The 16,506-nt window shown below is 31.0% G+C and carries 13 protein-coding genes; 10 read left to right on the plus strand and 3 right to left on the minus strand.

Annotated elements, in window-relative coordinates:
• Nucleotides 1-362 precede the first annotated feature (362 nt).
• From J2Z44_RS06335 to J2Z44_RS06345, 3 genes are all read left to right on the plus strand, one after another.
• Entirely contained in the window at nucleotides 363-1,202 is an 840-nt protein-coding gene (locus J2Z44_RS06335; RefSeq protein ID WP_021283619.1) for a radical SAM protein, read from the plus strand.
• A 174-nt stretch (nucleotides 1,203-1,376) separates the two neighbouring features.
• Nucleotides 1,377-2,444: an RpnC/YadD family protein gene (locus J2Z44_RS06340; protein ID WP_209649423.1), complete on the plus strand. Its 1,068-nt coding sequence runs from the start codon at nucleotides 1,377-1,379 to the stop codon at nucleotides 2,442-2,444.
• A 292-nt stretch (nucleotides 2,445-2,736) separates the two neighbouring features.
• On the plus strand, nucleotides 2,737-6,660 hold the full coding sequence (locus J2Z44_RS06345; protein ID WP_209649424.1) for an AAA domain-containing protein: 3,924 nt from the start codon (nucleotides 2,737-2,739) through the stop codon (nucleotides 6,658-6,660).
• Nucleotides 6,661-6,713: 53 nt separating this feature from the next.
• On the opposite strand, the gene J2Z44_RS06350 is transcribed toward J2Z44_RS06345, so the two are convergent.
• Complete coding sequence (locus tag J2Z44_RS06350; RefSeq protein ID WP_021282121.1) at nucleotides 6,714-7,196, minus strand: hypothetical protein; 483 nt, start codon at nucleotides 7,194-7,196, stop codon at nucleotides 6,714-6,716.
• Between the two features lie 355 nt (nucleotides 7,197-7,551).
• On the opposite strand from J2Z44_RS06350, the gene J2Z44_RS06355 reads away from it, so the two are divergent.
• From J2Z44_RS06355 to J2Z44_RS06375, 5 genes are all read left to right on the plus strand, one after another.
• Nucleotides 7,552-8,121: a TetR/AcrR family transcriptional regulator C-terminal domain-containing protein gene (locus tag J2Z44_RS06355; RefSeq protein WP_021282122.1), complete on the plus strand. Its 570-nt coding sequence runs from the start codon at nucleotides 7,552-7,554 to the stop codon at nucleotides 8,119-8,121.
• Nucleotides 8,122-8,188: 67 nt separating this feature from the next.
• Nucleotides 8,189-9,070, plus strand: coding sequence for a DegV family protein (locus J2Z44_RS06360; RefSeq protein WP_021282123.1), 882 nt, complete (start codon nucleotides 8,189-8,191; stop codon nucleotides 9,068-9,070).
• 391 nt (nucleotides 9,071-9,461) lie between these two features.
• Nucleotides 9,462-10,601, plus strand: coding sequence for an RpnC/YadD family protein (locus J2Z44_RS06365; RefSeq protein WP_209649425.1), 1,140 nt, complete (start codon nucleotides 9,462-9,464; stop codon nucleotides 10,599-10,601).
• A gap of 564 nt (nucleotides 10,602-11,165) precedes the next feature.
• The gene (locus J2Z44_RS06370; protein WP_021283622.1) at nucleotides 11,166-12,380 is read left to right on the plus strand and encodes an NAD(P)/FAD-dependent oxidoreductase; all 1,215 of its coding nucleotides are present in this window, start codon (nucleotides 11,166-11,168) and stop codon (nucleotides 12,378-12,380) included.
• 374 nt (nucleotides 12,381-12,754) lie between these two features.
• Complete coding sequence (locus tag J2Z44_RS06375) at nucleotides 12,755-14,149, plus strand: bifunctional metallophosphatase/5'-nucleotidase (protein WP_021283623.1); 1,395 nt, start codon at nucleotides 12,755-12,757, stop codon at nucleotides 14,147-14,149.
• Nucleotides 14,150-14,239: 90 nt separating this feature from the next.
• Here the strand turns inward: J2Z44_RS06375 and J2Z44_RS06380 are convergent, their stop codons facing one another.
• Together J2Z44_RS06380 and J2Z44_RS06385 are read right to left on the minus strand one after the other, a co-directional pair.
• Nucleotides 14,240-14,698 carry a helix-turn-helix domain-containing protein gene (locus tag J2Z44_RS06380; RefSeq protein ID WP_021283624.1) on the minus strand — a complete coding sequence of 153 codons (459 nt, stop codon included), beginning with the start codon at nucleotides 14,696-14,698 and terminating at the stop codon, nucleotides 14,240-14,242.
• A gap of 50 nt (nucleotides 14,699-14,748) precedes the next feature.
• Nucleotides 14,749-15,126, minus strand: coding sequence for a hypothetical protein (locus J2Z44_RS06385; protein ID WP_021283625.1), 378 nt, complete (start codon nucleotides 15,124-15,126; stop codon nucleotides 14,749-14,751).
• Nucleotides 15,127-15,589: 463 nt separating this feature from the next.
• On the opposite strand from J2Z44_RS06385, the gene J2Z44_RS06390 reads away from it, so the two are divergent.
• Nucleotides 15,590-16,282: a nuclease-related domain-containing protein gene (locus J2Z44_RS06390; RefSeq protein ID WP_021283626.1), complete on the plus strand. Its 693-nt coding sequence runs from the start codon at nucleotides 15,590-15,592 to the stop codon at nucleotides 16,280-16,282.
• The gene (locus J2Z44_RS22035; protein WP_082206927.1) at nucleotides 16,218-16,400 is read left to right on the plus strand and encodes an HRDC domain-containing protein; all 183 of its coding nucleotides are present in this window, start codon (nucleotides 16,218-16,220) and stop codon (nucleotides 16,398-16,400) included. Before J2Z44_RS06390 ends, J2Z44_RS22035 begins: the two co-directional genes overlap by 65 nt.
• The last annotated feature ends 106 nt before the right edge of the window (nucleotides 16,401-16,506 follow it).

Here is a 16,506-nt window from a genome sequence, read left to right on the forward strand (position 1 = left end):
AAATGTCATACTGCTGTGTTTATAGGAAAGTTATGAAGTTATACTTAAGTTTATAATTTCATGTAGATTATTAAATAGCCTCTTCTTAGAGACTATATTGAATTAAGTTCAAAAATTTCTAGTGCTAAAGTCTTAAATTTCTCTTTTGGTTCAAAATGATATTTAAAGATTATTTTGAGATAGCCCTTTTTCTTTGGCTATATTTTAAATCAGTGTATGTATAATAGATGTGATATTTTGTAAACTATGTTATAATAAGTTATATTAAAAACTATAATATAATGAACAATAGTAACTAAGCGAGAGGAAAACATTATTTGTATTTGATATATAAAATTAATATGAATATGAGAGGAAAATAAATGGAAATAAAAGAAAAAATTGTGCAAGTTAAGGACTATTTAACAAAATCCAATTTGCCTGCAAGCGATTATGTAATAAATCCTTATATTGGGTGTCCACATGCTTGTAAATACTGCTATGCTTGTTTTATGAAACGATTTACAGGGCATAGGGAAAAATGGGGAACATTTGTTGATATCAAACAGTGTGATAAGCCTATAAGTTTGAAAAAGTTGCAAAATAAATCTGTTTTTCTTTCTTCTGTGACAGATTGCTATAATTGTTTTGAAGAAAAATATCAAATTACAAGAAAAATATTGGGACAGTTAGTGAATATAGAGTGCTCCATTGGAATTTCTACAAAATCCAAACTTATTCTAAGAGATATTGATTTGTTAAAAAAATGCAAAGATTTAAAAGTATCTATATCTATAAATACATTAGATGAAAATTTCAAAAACGATATGGATAATGCAAGTAGCATTAACGACAGGCTTTACACATTAAAAGAATTGCACAATCAAGGAATTTATACAGTATTATTTATGTCACCAATGTTTCCATACATTACAGATTTTAAAAGTATTATAGAAAAAACTCATACTTATGTTGATGAATATTGGTTTGAAAATCTAAATCTAAGAGGGGAATATAAACAAAGAATATTAGACTATATTAACGTAAACTATCCCAACTTATATAGTGAATATGAAAAAATATATATTAAAAACGAAAAAAAATACTGGATAGATTTATCTATAGAAATACAAAATTATTGCAACAAAAATTGCATAAAATACATCAATTATTTTTATCACGAAGAATTAGTTAAAGAAAAACTACATAATCAACGCATATAATATGTTTGTAATTTTCTTCTATTGAAAATTATAGATGGGTTCATCCATCTATAATTTTTTTAGGCTATATTTTAACATTATATTAAAATATAGCCTTTTCTTTAAATTCACTACGAACATATGTTTAGTATTTTGATTTTCTGTCTATAATATTTAATGAGAGGAAGTGAATTTATGTATTACTTAAAACAAGGAAATGTAATAACCTTAGTCCAAGAAGACCAGTCAAACTATGAAAGTGATACAAGTAACAATTATAAAAAGACATCATTAAATATGGATAGCATAATGAAGAGACTATTTACTCTTAAAAACAAGAAGCCAATTATTGATTTTTTAAATTCTATTTATGGTGATGACATTGGATATGAGGCAGAAGTTTATTATCCCAATGTGGAAAATCTAAACAGAAATATAAACAATGACCTTTTAAGCTTTAGAGCAGATTTATATATTGAAGTTACTTACAAAGACAAAGTGTATGATTATGCCATTGAATTTCAAACTAAATATGAAAAGGATATGGGTATAAGAATTTTTAGGTATGGATTTGATAAGGCAGTTAAAAATTCCATGGGATTAAATAAAAATACTATAGAAATCAGTTTTCCAGAACCTTATCTTATAGTTTTAGAAAAGGAAAAGGGGCTAGAGGATAAGATCAATCTAAGAATCAACTTTCCTAAGCAAGGAAACTTTAATTATGAAATCAATGTATTAAAATATTGGGAATACGATGTTCAAAGACTGTATGAAGAAAATAAGTATTTACTTTACCCTCTGCAGCTTTTTAATTATAGAAGATTTATGGAAAGGCTTAAAGAAAATAAACAACCAGAAGAAGTAAAAAAGGAAAAAGTAGAAAAGATTAATATACATATATTAATTACAATAAAAAATACTCTTGAAGCTATTAGTGAGTCCTATAAATATGGTAAAATTACCTTAGTAGATTACAACGAAATGTTATCAGTAATACAGAATTTAAATGATTATTTCATAGATACCTACAATTATTATAAAGGATTAAGTAAGGAGGTTGAGGTTATGTTCAAAAGTTTTTATGACCCTGAGGTTGAAAAAAGGGGAATTGTAAAAGGAATCCAACAAGGACAAGATAAAGCAAAAATAGAAATTGCGAGAAATATGATTAGTAAGGGATTTAACAAGGTGGTTATCATAGAATTAACTGGCTTAAGTGAAGAGCAAGTTGAAATGATTTTTAAGGAAAGAGTTAATTAAGTTCCCCTTGGGGGCATTATTCTTTTACCCCTGGGGTAGTTAACAAATTGTGAACATAATTTGTTTTGCCATCTTTATGGCAAATATAATAAATAGAAAGTATAATATAATTGCATTGCATATAATAAGGCAGTGCAATTATTTTGCTTTATAAGAAACACATTAATATTTTATCTTTAATGAACTTGTTCATTATTTAATATAAATTTTCTATAGATTTTAAAATAAATAAGCTTTAGACTATGATTTATTTAAGTACATAGAGAACTAGAGCTTCTTAAGAGGTGTTATAGTGGAGGAAATTTTAAGCAAGTACAAGGAACGTTTAATAAATTTAAGTGGAAGAAATAGAAGCTTGGTTAGTAAGAAGTTACCTAATAAGAGAGCTTTTGATTTATATAAATTAGGGGAGTTTTCTGAAGGGTTTATTAGTGATATTTTAAGTTACCTTATAAGTAGAGAAGATAAGAAGTTTTTAATTCTTCCTGATTACTCTGCCTATTTTCTAAAGGGTGAGAGTACTTTAGAAAAGGATATAGCAAAGGAAGAGAAGTTAGAGCTATCAAGTATTGATAGTACCTTAGACAAAGAAAAGGCTCAGGAGTTAAAGGAAAAAATCAAAACTAAATATAGAGAAAAGCTGGAGAGGGAACAGCAGAGTCTTAGTGGTAAGAGAGATAAGCTAGTTGAGTACTCAGTGAGTCTTAGAGCCCTTCTTCGTGAAATCACAAGCATTATTAAGGAAACTGGCAGAAATGAGCTTTATGTGGGTTATCCTTTTGTGGAGGGAAAACTTAAGGATGATACCTTTGTTAGGGCACCACTTTTTATGTTTCCAGTGTCATTGCTTAGGGATGGAGACAGCTACTACTTAGAAAATAAGGAGGAAGCAGTAATTTATTTAAATAAGGTGCTGCTACTGGCTATTTGTAAACATAATGAAATAAAGGTTAAGGACATTGAAACTGAGTTTTCTAAGGTTGAAGAAAACTTTATTACTGAAGCCTTAGAAAAGTTAAAGGAAAACAACATTATAATTGAAAATAGTCCTACTGAAGTTAATAAATTCTTAGAATATAAAAAGGATACTTTGCCAAACTTTGAAATGGGAAAACTGAAGTTAAGTTATAATTTAGTCCTTGGTCAGTTTCCTATAGCAAATTCTATTTATAACGATTATGAAGATTTACTCCAAATGGACATTAATAATAAACTTTTGGAGGATTTACTTAAGACCAGTTCTGCTCTAGAGTCAAATTCCTTAGAAGATAAAGAGGAGCATGGTAAGTTATCCTTTAGTGAAGAGGAGCTTTATCTGATGTCTGCCTTAGATTATAGTCAAGAAAAGGCTGTGAAGCTTTCTAATGACACAGAAGAATTAGTTATATATGGGCCACCAGGTACTGGTAAGTCACAAACCATTGCTAATATTATCTCCAATGCCTTAGCAAGAAATAAAACTGTACTTATGGTGTCTCAAAAAAGAGCGGCGCTGGATGTTATTTATAACAGACTTGCAAAGCTTAATGCCAAGGCACTTTTAATCCATGATACTGAAGGGGATAAAAAGTCCTTTTATAGTACAGTAGCTCAGTCCCTAGAGGTTTTAGCGGAAGAATATGAGGAATACGAGAAAAATATACTCCAGGTGTCTAAGGATATTGATAATAAAATAGAGCAATTAGAAAAACTAGCCTATGCACTTCATAGAGAAAGACCTTTTGGATTAACCCTTCAAGAAATGTATAGTAAGACAAAGGGTATAAAAAGTAGAGAAGACAGTAGATATTCTGATTTTTCTAGGTTTAGGCAGGAAAATGTATTTAAAACTTATACTTATGAAAACCTAAAGGAAGCAGTAGAAGGGCTTCAGGAAAAAGAGGTTTTAAGCTATAAAACTTATAGAGACCTGCTTTCTAAAAATCCTTTTGTGGATGATGTGGATTTAAACATGAGTTTTATGGATATAGATGAGCTTTCTATGAAGGTGGAAAATATCATAGACCCCATTAAGACAATCACTGATAAAGCAATTAGTGAAGGGGACCTGTACCATAAACTAATGAAGGCCTTTGAAGAAAATTGCTACGTTTTAACTGGGGATAAGTTAGAGGAAGTAATTAAGGCTATTTCTCTTGAGAAAAATGGAGACTTGCTTAAGCCTATCAATGATGGTAGATGGTGGAGTCTTAAGTATTGGATGAATTATTCAAAAAATAAAAAACAGGAAGAAGCTAATAGATTAGAATACGAAAATAGATATGCACAGCTACAAAAATCTATAATTACACTCCATAGTGAAATAGAAACTTCTCTTCAGGAGATTTCCATTGTGAAGAAGGCCTTAAATGAACGAGTTTATAACCTGGTGGTGGCAGAGCTCCTTAAGGGTGAGGATTTAACGGAATATTTTAAGGATGTTATTGAAGCTCTTCATCTTATAGAGGAGTATAAAACTGAACTTAAAACCACTAAAGGGCTTAGTGAGCTGCAATTTAAAATTATGAATTATGCTTTAAATGAAGATGTGGAGAAAATGAAAAACTCTACTCAGAAGCTTCTAGAGTTTATTATGCTTTATCACATTGGGGAAATAGAAAAGGAAGAAGAATTCCAAAAGGCAGTGCAGTACCTGGGGGTTTTCGATAAATTAGTTCAAGGGATAAATACAAATATTGAAGTGAAGCAAAACTTAGTGAGAGAATTCATATTAAATAAATGGAACTCTGAAATAGAAACCCTTCAAAGCGAAAAAGGCTTTAAAGAGTTTAAGAGGCAAGCAAACAAAAAAAGAGCACTGCTGCCTATTAGAAAGTATGTTGAAGATTATAGTGATATGATACTGAAGGTTTTTCCTTGCTTTTTGTTAAGCCCAGAAACTGTGTCAGAAATACTACCTTTAAAAGAGAAGCTCTTTGATATTATAATCTTTGATGAAGCTTCCCAGATGTATGTGGAAAATGCCATTCCAACAATCTTTAGAGGAAACAGCGTAATAATTGCAGGAGATGATAAGCAGTTAAGACCAAATGGAACCTTCTCCAACAGGTTCCTAGATCAGGAGGAAGAGGAAGAAATAGAGGACGACACCACAGCAGCACTAGAAGAGGAGAGCTTACTAGACCTTGCAAAAGTAAACTACAAAGGAGTTCATTTAAACTACCATTATCGTTCTTCCTTTGAAGAACTAATTAACTTTTCTAACTATGCCTTTTACGAAGGAAGACTTAAGATTTCACCAAATGTTTATACCCAAGGGGAATATGGAGTTCCAATTGAAAGAATAATGGTACCTGGAAAATGGATTAACAGAGCAAATATTGAAGAAGCTGAAAGCGTAGTAACCTTAGTTCATCAGATTCTTAAGGAAAGAAAAAACAGGGAAACCATAGGAGTTATCACCTTTAACATTAGTCAAAAAACTGCTATAGAAGACCTGCTAGATAAAAAGGCTAGTGAAGATAGTGAATTTAGGGAACTATACCTAGCTGAAATTGACAGAATGGATGAAAATGAAGATGTAAGCTTATTTGTAAAAAACATAGAAAATGTTCAAGGGGATGAAAGAGATATAATCATTTTCTCCGTTGCCTATGCAAAAAATGAAAAGGGAAGAGTTTCTGTAAACTTTGGTTCCTTATCTCAAGATGGTGGAGAAAACAGACTAAACGTTGCCATCAGTAGAGCGAAGAAAAAGATTTATGTAGTAACTTCCATTGAACCAGAAGAACTTCAAGTGGATAATACTAAAAATCAAGGACCAAAGCTGTTCAAAAATTATCTCCAATATGTTAGAGCAGTATCGAGTGGAAATAAAACTGAAGCTGAGAACATTTTAAAAGCTGTGGTGGATACCAAAGTGAAAAATAAAGAAGAAATACACCATGACAGTGACTTTGAGGCTGAAGTTTATGAGGCCTTAAAAGATAAACTCCATAACCTTGAAGTGCACACTCAAGTTGGAGTTTCAGGATATAAAATAGACTTAGCTATTTATGATCCAATAAAATCTAAGTATATCCTAGGAATAGAGTGTGATGGAGCAACCTACCACAGCTCCAAATCTGCAAGGGAAAGAGATATCCATAGACAACGCTACCTTGAATCTAGAGGATGGAAAATAACTAGAATCTGGAGCTATAACTGGTGGAATAATCCTAAGGGTGAAGTACAAAGGCTTCTAAATGAAATAAAGAGTTACCCCTGGGGTGAGTAAATTATGAGCTAAACATGAGGAGCCATGTGGTGTAATGCTGCATGGCTCAAATTTTAATCTAAGCTCATTGGTGTATAAACATTGTATTTGAAAGCTGGGTATATGATTTCATTAACCATTTTGCTTTCTTTCTTACTGGCACAATAAGCTTTTATGGAGAGAGTCTTTACCATGGTATTGTCATAGACAACGCTGGTTTTTATGGCAATGTTCTCACTTCTTAAAATATCTGCAAACTCTTTGCCACTATGCAGGGTGTCTGCTGTGATATCAAAGATGTAAAGCTTCTCCTTCTCAGACTTTTTAACTGCAAGCCCTGGAACCAGAGTCCCGATAAATGTAGCGGCACATATAGCTACGATGCTTAGGATGCCATCTGAACTTGCCATCTTTACAACGGCAATCATATATATAGTTGTAGACAAGGCTGCTAGCAAGCTAGAAAAAAAGAACTTTCCACGGGCTAGATATATATTCTTCATTGTGCCTAGCGTGTTGTCCAGTAGTTTTAGTAAAAATACTATTAAAATTTCCATACTACCTCCGATTTCTGTTGCTATAAAAAACAAAAAACTCTTGCTTTCAAAATCACAAGAGTCAAATAATATCTTAATTTATGGATAAAATTATTTAGCGCTAATTGGCGCATTCTTTCGCAACTACATTAGTATAACATAGAAATGTGTAGGTTGTCAACGTGTTTTTGTATAAATATGGAAAAGCAAAAAACACCCCAGGGGTGATTAACTAATACGACTTCTAAATTAATTGTATTTTAAGATGGTATAATATTTTCTTCTTATAAAAATAATTATATTAGATTTAGAAAGAAATATAGTTTAAAGTATGATAAAATTTATTGAAAAGCATTGTATATTAAGGGTGAAATTAATGAATAATGAGATCAATACTACAAAGAAGAAATTGGCAGATGCTCTGAAGCTGTTGATGAGTGAAAGAGCTTTCGAAAAAATAACAATTCAGGACATTGTAGACATGTGCGGCATGAACAGACGTACATTTTACTATCATTTTAAAGATATTTATGAGCTCTTAGATTGGTTTTACCATGAAGAAGCTTTGGAACAACTGGAGATAAATAGTACATATGAATCCTGGCACAACGAATTATTATATTTATTTCATTATTTGGAAGCAAATAAAAAAATTACTATTTGTGTATTTAAGTCACTAGGCAGAGGGTATCTGGAAGATTTTGTGTATAAAAGTGTTTTTCGTGTAGTGAAAAATATTGTTTATGATATGGCAACCGATTTAGAAGTAAAAGAGGCACAAAAAGATTTTACAGCCCACTACTATAGCGTTTCTTTAGTGGGCGTGTTGACCCATTGGATACAGGCAGACTTTACTCCAAGCCCTGAGGAAATTACTGACATGACAAAGGTGATTCTTAAAGGAACCATGAGAGATGCTTTAGAGCGGTTTTCACAAAAGAGCTAATCTGTGTATATACGTAATAAACCAATAGATGTTATAATTCTTCTATATTTTTAGAGGAGGAATTATAGTGCAGGATTATATAATCGTTACAGATGCAACATGTGATTTGTCAGTGGAAATCCTTAAAGATTTAGATATAGTAGTCATACCTATGGAGTTTATTATTGAGGATAAGATTTATAGTCATTATCCTGATGAAAGACAAATGGCTCTTGATGATTTTTATGGTCATTTAAGAACAGGTATGATGTCTTCAACCACACAGATTAATTATAATTCATACAAGACTATCTTTACTGATATTTTAAAGCAGGGAAAAGAGGTTCTGTATATTTCCTTTTCTTCCGGAATGAGCGGTACTTATAATGCCTCCAGGTTAGTAATAAGTGATTTAAAAGAAGAGTTCCCGGACAGGGAGATTATAAGTGTTGATTCCCTATGTGCTTCAATCGGTGAAGGTCTGCTTGTATATTTGGCAGCATTAAAAAAGCAGGAAGGCTTTTCTATAGATAAATTAAAGCATTGGATTGAAGAGAAGCGTTTTGAAATATGTCATTGGTTTGCTGTTGATGACCTAGAACATTTAAAACGTGGAGGCAGAATTAATGCAGTACAAGCTTCGGTAGGAAGTATATTAGATATAAAACCAATACTAAGTGTGGATAGAGAAGGAAAACTTGTTACGGCAGCCAAGATGAGAGGAAGAAAAAAAAGCTACCACTACTTGATACAAAAGTTAAAGGAAGACTGTGAGAAGACAGAGTGTGAAACCATTTTCCTAGGTCATGCAAATTGTCTAGAGGAGGCCAAGTATTTACAACAGCTCATCATAGAAGAAAAACTGGCTGAAAAAGTTATAATATGTAATATTGGCCCAATCATTGGAAGTCATACTGGGGCAGGAATGATTGCGGTAACTTTTGTTGGACGGAGCAGACTCTTATCATAATAATTCACCCTAAGTTTTCAAAGCTTAGGGCTTTTTTATTATATAGGAATTTCAACTTTTTTTGCGCTAGCAAAATGCCTGTAAGGCCTTGGAATTATAAGGTTTCAAGGCTTGTGTAAAAAAGTGTAAGTAATTGCTAGCTATTTAAAAGGGCGTGTGAATACACGCATTTGTTATTTTTGAAAAAAATGAGAATAAGCAAAGAGAAAGCCTTAAAAGTTATATGGTGCATTATACACCAATATTTTAATAGATTAGTAATTATAGAATATAACAAAAAATACTCCAGGGATGATTAACTAAAACTCTAGTTTTTCTGTAATTTTTATGCGAACATATGTTTAGGAGCTGACTTTTTTGTCTATAATATTTAATGAGAGGAAGTGAATTTATGTATTACTTAAAACAAGGAAATGTATTAACATTAGTCCAAGAAGACCAGTCAAACTATGAAAGTGATACAAGTAAAAATTCAGGCAAAACTTCATTAAATATGGATAGCATAATGAAGCGATTATTTACCCTTAAGAATAAGAGACCTATTATTGATTTTCTAAACTCTATTTATGGTGATGACATTGGATATGAAGCAGAGGTTAATTATCCTAACGTAGAAAACCTAAATAGAAATATAAACAGTGTTATTCTAAGTTTTAGAGCTGATTTGTACATTGAAGTTACTGATAAAGGTAAGCTCTATGACTATGCTATAGAGTTTCAAACTAAATATGAAAAGGACATGGGCATAAGAATTTTTAGGTATGGCTTTGATAAGGCAGTTAAAAACTTCATGGAATTAAATAAAAATACTATAGATATCAGTTTCCCAGAACCTTATCTTATAGTATTAGAAAAGGAAAAGGGGCTAGAGGATAAGATTAATCTAAGAATCAAATTTCCTAAGCAAGGAAACTTTAATTATGAAATCAATGTATTAAAATATTGGGAATATGATATTCAAAGACTATATGAGGAAAATAAGTATTTACTTTATCCTCTGCAACTTTTTAATTACAGAAGATTTATGGAAAGGCTTAAAGAAAGTAAACAACCAGAAGAATTAAAAAAGGAAAAAGTAGAAAAGATTAATATACATATATTAATTACAATAAAAAATACTCTTGAAGCTATTAGTGAGGCCTATAAATGTGATAAAATTACCTTAGAAGATTACAACGAGATGTTATCAGTAATACAGAATTTAAATGATTATTTCATAGATACCTACAATTATTATAAAGGATTAAGTAAGGAGGTTGAGATTATGTTTAAAAGTTTTTATGACCCTGAGGTTGAGAAAAGGGGAATTGTAATAGGGTTTGAAAAAGGAATTCAAAAAGGCATTCAAAAGGGAATCGAGCAAGGAATTGAGCAAGGAATTGAAAAAGGAGTTCAACAAGGGCAAGATAAGGCCAAAGTTGAAATTGCGAGGAACTTACTTCGTAAAGGTATGAGCCTTGAATTCGTAGTAGAAACAACAGAATTAAGTTTAGACCTTGTAAAAGAAATTGCTAAAGGAATCATGAGTTAAATATAATGAGCCATGTGGTGTAATGCTGCATGGCTCAAATTTTAAATAAATGCATTAAAAGAACAAATATTGTGATATTCTTGGAATTTATTTGCTTAAAACAGAAGATTTATGGAGTACATAAAGACTTGTATGTTTACTTATTAAAGGTATGAATCTTGAATTTGTTCTTAGGTATATATTCAAATTTTCTTGGTATTGCTTCATTATAAAAATCCGAAATTGTTTTCACTTTCACTGGTAATTTTTTCGCCTAAATTTATCAAATATATATTTGTATTTATAGAATATACCATAAACTTTAGGAAAAAATAAGCTTACAAAATAGTATTATTCAATTGCCTTGCTAAGAGTTTACTGCAATGGGATACTTCAAAAATCCGCAAGAAAGACAACAATAGGACAATACAAAGCATGAAATTTTTTAATAGTTTATATGAATTATTGGATGTTTCTGTAAAATATAGAGACTTTGAAAAATCTTTAGAAGATTAACTATAAAAGTATGAGAAGTGAATTGAAAAGATTCTATTTAAAATATTCTTAAGAGAATAGGTGGTTATTATGAATACACAATATGTACAAGGAGATTGCATATTTACAAGAATTAACAAAACGATAAAACAGTATGAGTATTTAACAGAGGATATAGAGACAGAAGTAATAATAATAGGTGGAGGAGTCACTGGAGCAATTTTAGGATACTATTTTAGTAAAAGCAATATTGATTCTGTGATTTTAGAGAAATCGAGAATAGGTCATGGCAGTACTAGTATAACAACCTCATTACTTCAATATGAGCTTGATAGTAATGCTATGGAGCTAAAATCATATACAAGTATGGAGAATATAATAAGGTCTTATAAGCTTGGAATAAAGGCATTAGATGAAATTCAAGAGTTTATAGATAAATATGGGAATAAGTGTGATTTTAAAAGAGTAGATAGTTTTTTGTATACATCTAAGAAATTAGAAAAGAAGGAGATGGAGCAAGAATATAATTTTAGAAAAGAGGCTGGATTCCACGTAGAATTTATTGATGAAGATAATAATCCATTTTTATTTGATGTAAAAGGTGGTGTATTAGGTAAAGGTGGAGGGGCTGAATTTGATCCCTATAAATTTACTCATCATCTAATTGAGGAGAGTTGTAAAAAGGGATTAAGAGCATATGAAAACACAGAGGTTATAGATGTTAAATATAGCAATGATGAAGTTGCCGTAGAAACTGTGTACGGTTATAAAGTTAAAGGAAAAATTGTTATTGTAGCTACAGGGTATAATACAGGACTTTTCACTAAGAGGGCCTTTGGAACTAAGACTACTACATTTAATATTGCAACAAAGCCCATAAATAACATTGAGGATATTTGCAAAGATGTAGTTTTTAGAGATAACAATGATCCTTATAATTACTTTAGAACAACTATAGATAACAGGCTTATAATTGGAGGGGAGGATATAAACTTTATACCAGATATATATAATGAAGAATTATGTAGTAAAAGTTATGAAAAATTAGAACAAAGGTTAAAAAATTTATTTCCAAATTTAAATATGGAGATAGAATATAGATATTGTGGTGCTTTTGCATCAACTCAAGATAATCTGGGTTTTATCGGGAAGGATCATAATAATTCTAAACTATGGTATTGCTTAGGTTATGGGGCAAATGGAATACTATTTGCTATTTTAGGTGGAATGATGTTAAGTAAATTATATTGTGGAGAGGTAGATAGCGATATGAATTTATTTAAACTAGATAGATTTGATCATTAAACTTTTTAGGTAGAATTTACCCCTGGGGTCATGTACACACTGCATGACCCTTTTTCACTATGAATCTATAAGGCTTTTCTAAGTATGAAAATCCACCTTAATCCCCGCAAACCCGCATGAATACTATATCTTCTTATCTTCTTTTAAAGATATATTTATAAAAAGACATCTTTAAATAAATATATCTCATTATATTCTTATCTTAATTTGTGGATGTCTTAATATCTTAATGTTCATTGTTATAAACTCACTTCGCAAAGATATGAGCTATGAAAAGGATTAGGAAATATTTTTTCTTGTTAACTAAATTCCAAAAGTTATATAATTAGTGTGTAAAAGTAATAACTAGGTTTTAAAATTATTGGGGGATAAATATGAAGTTAAAAATATTACACACAAATGATATACATAGCAACTTTGAGAATTTCTCAAAAATAGTGAGTAAGATAAATGAGCTTAAGGATGAAGCGACAATAATACTGGATGCAGGGGATTTTGCTGACTTTAAAAGATTAGAATTACAGGGAACAGATGGAATAGCTGCCTTAGAGCTACTTCAGTGTGGTAGTTATGATGCTATAGCTGTAGGTAACAACGAAACCTTTAATGGCTTAGACACCTTGGAAAACATGGCAAAGAACTCAAAGATTCCTTTTTTAAGCAGCAATGCATATAGTATCGGCTTTAAAGAAATTCATGGAGTGAAAAAAAGTTTTATCTTGAATAAAAACAATCTGAGAATTTTAATTATAGGTGCATCACCTGATTTAGGTGTAATTAATGAGTTAAGAGGACTTGCTTTTAAGGATTATATAGAAGTAGTTAAGGAAGAAATAAGAGTAAACAGTGGGAAATATGATTTGTGCATAGTATTGTCACATCTTGGAATGGACAAGGATAAGGACCTTGCAATGAATGTTCAGGGTATTCATATGGTAATAGGTGGACACTCTCACATATTAATGGAGGAGCCTGAAATAGTAAATGGAAAGATAATATTTACCTCAGGCAGTTTTGGAGAAAACTTAGGAGTATTAGAACTAGAAGTAAATGACAACAATGTTGAGCTTATTAAAGGGGAAAACATAAATATTCAGCAATGCAATCCCTGTGAAAAAGTTATAGATATATTAAAGGAAAATAAGGAAAAGGCTATAGATAAATTAAGTGTACCTCTTTATAAACTCCAAAGTGATCTTTGGCATGATGTAGTTGAGGAAAACCCTATGACAAATTTACTAGCAGATGCTTTAAGGGATGTGCTTAAGTGCGATATTGGGCTCATAAATAGTGGAGTTATAAATGGCGGAATGAGAAAAGGTGAGGTTTCAACAAAGAAGCTTCTAGAATTAAGTCCCTCACCCTTAAATCCCACCAGCTTTGACATACAGGGTAAATATTTAAGGGAAGCTCTCGAAAACTCTTTGGAAACAGATTATTGCTATGCCGATGGTAAGGGACCAGGTTTTAGAGGAAAATATTTAGGGAGACTCCATGTATCTAATGTTGTTATTGAGCATAATGGAAGAAAAATAGTAAATATTTTTATAAATGAGGAAAAGCTCCAGGAGGAAAAATGGTATTCCGTTGCAACCTCAGTTTATTTACAAAGAGGAACAGGGTATCAATCATTAAAAAACAATGAAAATGTAAGATATAACAAGGAATATTTGAGAGATACATTAAAAGAGTATCTAGCTAAAAGGGAGTTTGTTGAAAAAGCTTTTGTGGATAGGTGGATTCTTACCCCAGGAGCAGGTTTAAAATAGTAATAGGGAGCCATGTGGGAGGGAGCACATGGCTTTCAATTTAAATCTCTTTAGCTTTTGCAACAAGGTGAATATGTCTAAAATCAAGAATTAAACTATACTTTCCTTAGTATTACTTTCAGCTTTATTTTGTATTATAAGAGATTTTTCTTTATTTTTTAACCCAATAATTTTAATTTGGGTTTCAGTGAAAATCTTTAACAGTTCGTAGTCCTTATATTCAAGATATTTATCATACTTTGAGAGAAAAAGTGACAAGGAATTAATATAACGCTTTGAGTCCTTATTAAGAGCTTCTTCCTTAACACTAAGCCTTACATAATTTGTCGAATCGCTGACCTGTCTAATAGGAACTCTACCAAGTAAGTAATCTGAAGAAACGTGAAAAAAGTCTGCACAGTTATTTACAAATTCGCAGTTAGGGCTTCGTAGATCATTTTCATAGTGACACAAAGTGGAACTGGTAGTTCCTAAAAGGTTTGCTGCTTTATAAAGGGTAAGATTTTTTTCCTGTCTTAAATATTTCAATCTTTCACCGAAAGTTACCATACAAACACCACCATAGCTATAAAATAGTTTTTTAATAATCTTTTACTTACCTAGGGTATAATGTGTTCTTCTTTATATATAATGGTAAGCAAATAGTTATACTTTTTGGCAAGTTTCTCATATTCTTTTTTGCTTATATCTAATACTACTATTTCTCCAGCTTCATAATCTACGGTAATTATATTTTCCAAGTCCACTAAATTGAGTTTTCGTCTTATACTATCACAAATAAGTTTTTGCTTTTTATGAAACTCTTCCATGTATAGATGAATCCAGGACATTCGAAGACTGGGAGATAAAGTTTCGTTGTTAATGACACCAAGGAGTTCTCGCTTCTTTCCTGTTAAAAAGCCCATATCAAATATATCTTGAGTCAAATTTGAAGTTACAGGCAATCTATACAACTCTTTGCATTTAATTTCTTTCATAAAATTCGCCCCTTCATTATTATGTTAAAGATTTCTTTTAACTATATTTTAATAGTAGGAAATAAGAATTTCAATAAAAAACGAAAACGAATGTTCGACAACAGATGTTCGTAACAATGGATTGTTGCTTGGAAGTGAGTTGAAAAGTTCTAAGCATAATGTAGGTGAAAGAAAGTCACAGATTTACTTGAGTAGCTGAAAATATCTCTCTCATCTTTAACCCTTTATTAAATTTCAGATACCTAAAACTATGGAAAATAATAAATAAAACTGTCGATTATGAGATACTAGGAATAAAAGAATTTTCATAAAATTTAAATTTACTTATACTTATTAGTTAAAAAATCATTTTTGTGAAAAATAAGAGGAATTTCAACAAATTATAAGAAAAACCTGTTAAGTTTGTAACTAGTTTGTCTTATAATTATTTGTATAAGCAAGTTTTATAAAGGGGAATTAGATTATGGGATTTATTATACTAATAATGCTATTTGTAGCCTTATTTCAGTACATAGAAGTTAAAAATTACAATAAAAGCAATTACAAAAAAGAAACTGGGTATCCTTATACTAAAGTTAGATTTAACTCGGGACTATACGGGGAATATCTGTCTTTTAACATCTTAAATAAAGTAGAAGGACACAAAAGAATACTGGCCAATGTTTATGTACCAAAAGAAAAGGGTGGAACTACAGAAATAGATGTAGTAATGATTCATGAAAAAGGGATCTTTGTAATTGAATCAAAAAACTACAGCGGCTGGATTTTTGGAGATGAAAAGAACAAAAACTGGACTCAAAGCTTTAAAAATGGGAGAAAAGAAAGATTCTACAACCCAATTTGGCAAAACCAAAGTCACATTAGGCATCTTTCAAAGCTACTTAATATAGAAGATAAAAACACAATGAAATCCATCATTGCCTTTAGTGAAAGGTGTACCTTAAAAAAGCTACAGGTATACTCTGAAGGCATAAGAGTGATAAATAGACATGAGCTAGAAAAAACTGTGAACATGATGATTTTAGGAAGCTGCTGCTACTTAGGAAGAGAACAGGTGGATGCAATTTATAATAAATTAAAGGGGTATAGCAATGTGTCTGAAGGAATTAAGAGGAGACATAATAAAAAATGTGGCAGCATCCTTCATATTCAATAATGTTGAGTTGAAGGATTTGATTGAGAAATATTTAAGGACTAAGGAAGAGTTGTTGAAGGTTAGAGTCTTTGGGACGAAGAATATGGCTAAGTATGGCGTGGGGATATTGAATCGCTAATTTGGTGTATTTATAATCTTAATATCATGTTATAAAATATTGTGCTTGATATTGATTATAATAGATAGTTTATTGTATGCAATTAGGAAAGACATGAGTAGGAAAG

The organism is Clostridium punense, from assembly GCF_017874425.1.
GTDB lineage: Bacteria > Bacillota > Clostridia > Clostridiales > Clostridiaceae > Clostridium_J > Clostridium_J punense.

Coding starts and splice junctions, on each gene's coding strand:
- J2Z44_RS06335 (WP_021283619.1), top strand. CDS start 363: ATGGAAATAAAAGAAAAAATTGTGCAAGTTAAGGACTATTTAACAAAA.
- J2Z44_RS06340 (WP_209649423.1), top strand. CDS start 1,377: ATGTATTACTTAAAACAAGGAAATGTAATAACCTTAGTCCAAGAAGAC.
- J2Z44_RS06350 (WP_021282121.1), bottom strand. CDS start 7,196: ATGGAAATTTTAATAGTATTTTTACTAAAACTACTGGACAACACGCTA.
- J2Z44_RS06355 (WP_021282122.1), top strand. CDS start 7,552: ATGAATAATGAGATCAATACTACAAAGAAGAAATTGGCAGATGCTCTG.
- J2Z44_RS06365 (WP_209649425.1), top strand. CDS start 9,462: ATGTATTACTTAAAACAAGGAAATGTATTAACATTAGTCCAAGAAGAC.
- J2Z44_RS06370 (WP_021283622.1), top strand. CDS start 11,166: ATGAATACACAATATGTACAAGGAGATTGCATATTTACAAGAATTAAC.
- J2Z44_RS06375 (WP_021283623.1), top strand. CDS start 12,755: ATGAAGTTAAAAATATTACACACAAATGATATACATAGCAACTTTGAG.
- J2Z44_RS06380 (WP_021283624.1), bottom strand. CDS start 14,698: ATGGTAACTTTCGGTGAAAGATTGAAATATTTAAGACAGGAAAAAAAT.
- J2Z44_RS06385 (WP_021283625.1), bottom strand. CDS start 15,126: ATGAAAGAAATTAAATGCAAAGAGTTGTATAGATTGCCTGTAACTTCA.
- J2Z44_RS06390 (WP_021283626.1), top strand. CDS start 15,590: ATGGGATTTATTATACTAATAATGCTATTTGTAGCCTTATTTCAGTAC.
- J2Z44_RS22035 (WP_082206927.1), top strand. CDS start 16,218: ATGTGTCTGAAGGAATTAAGAGGAGACATAATAAAAAATGTGGCAGCA.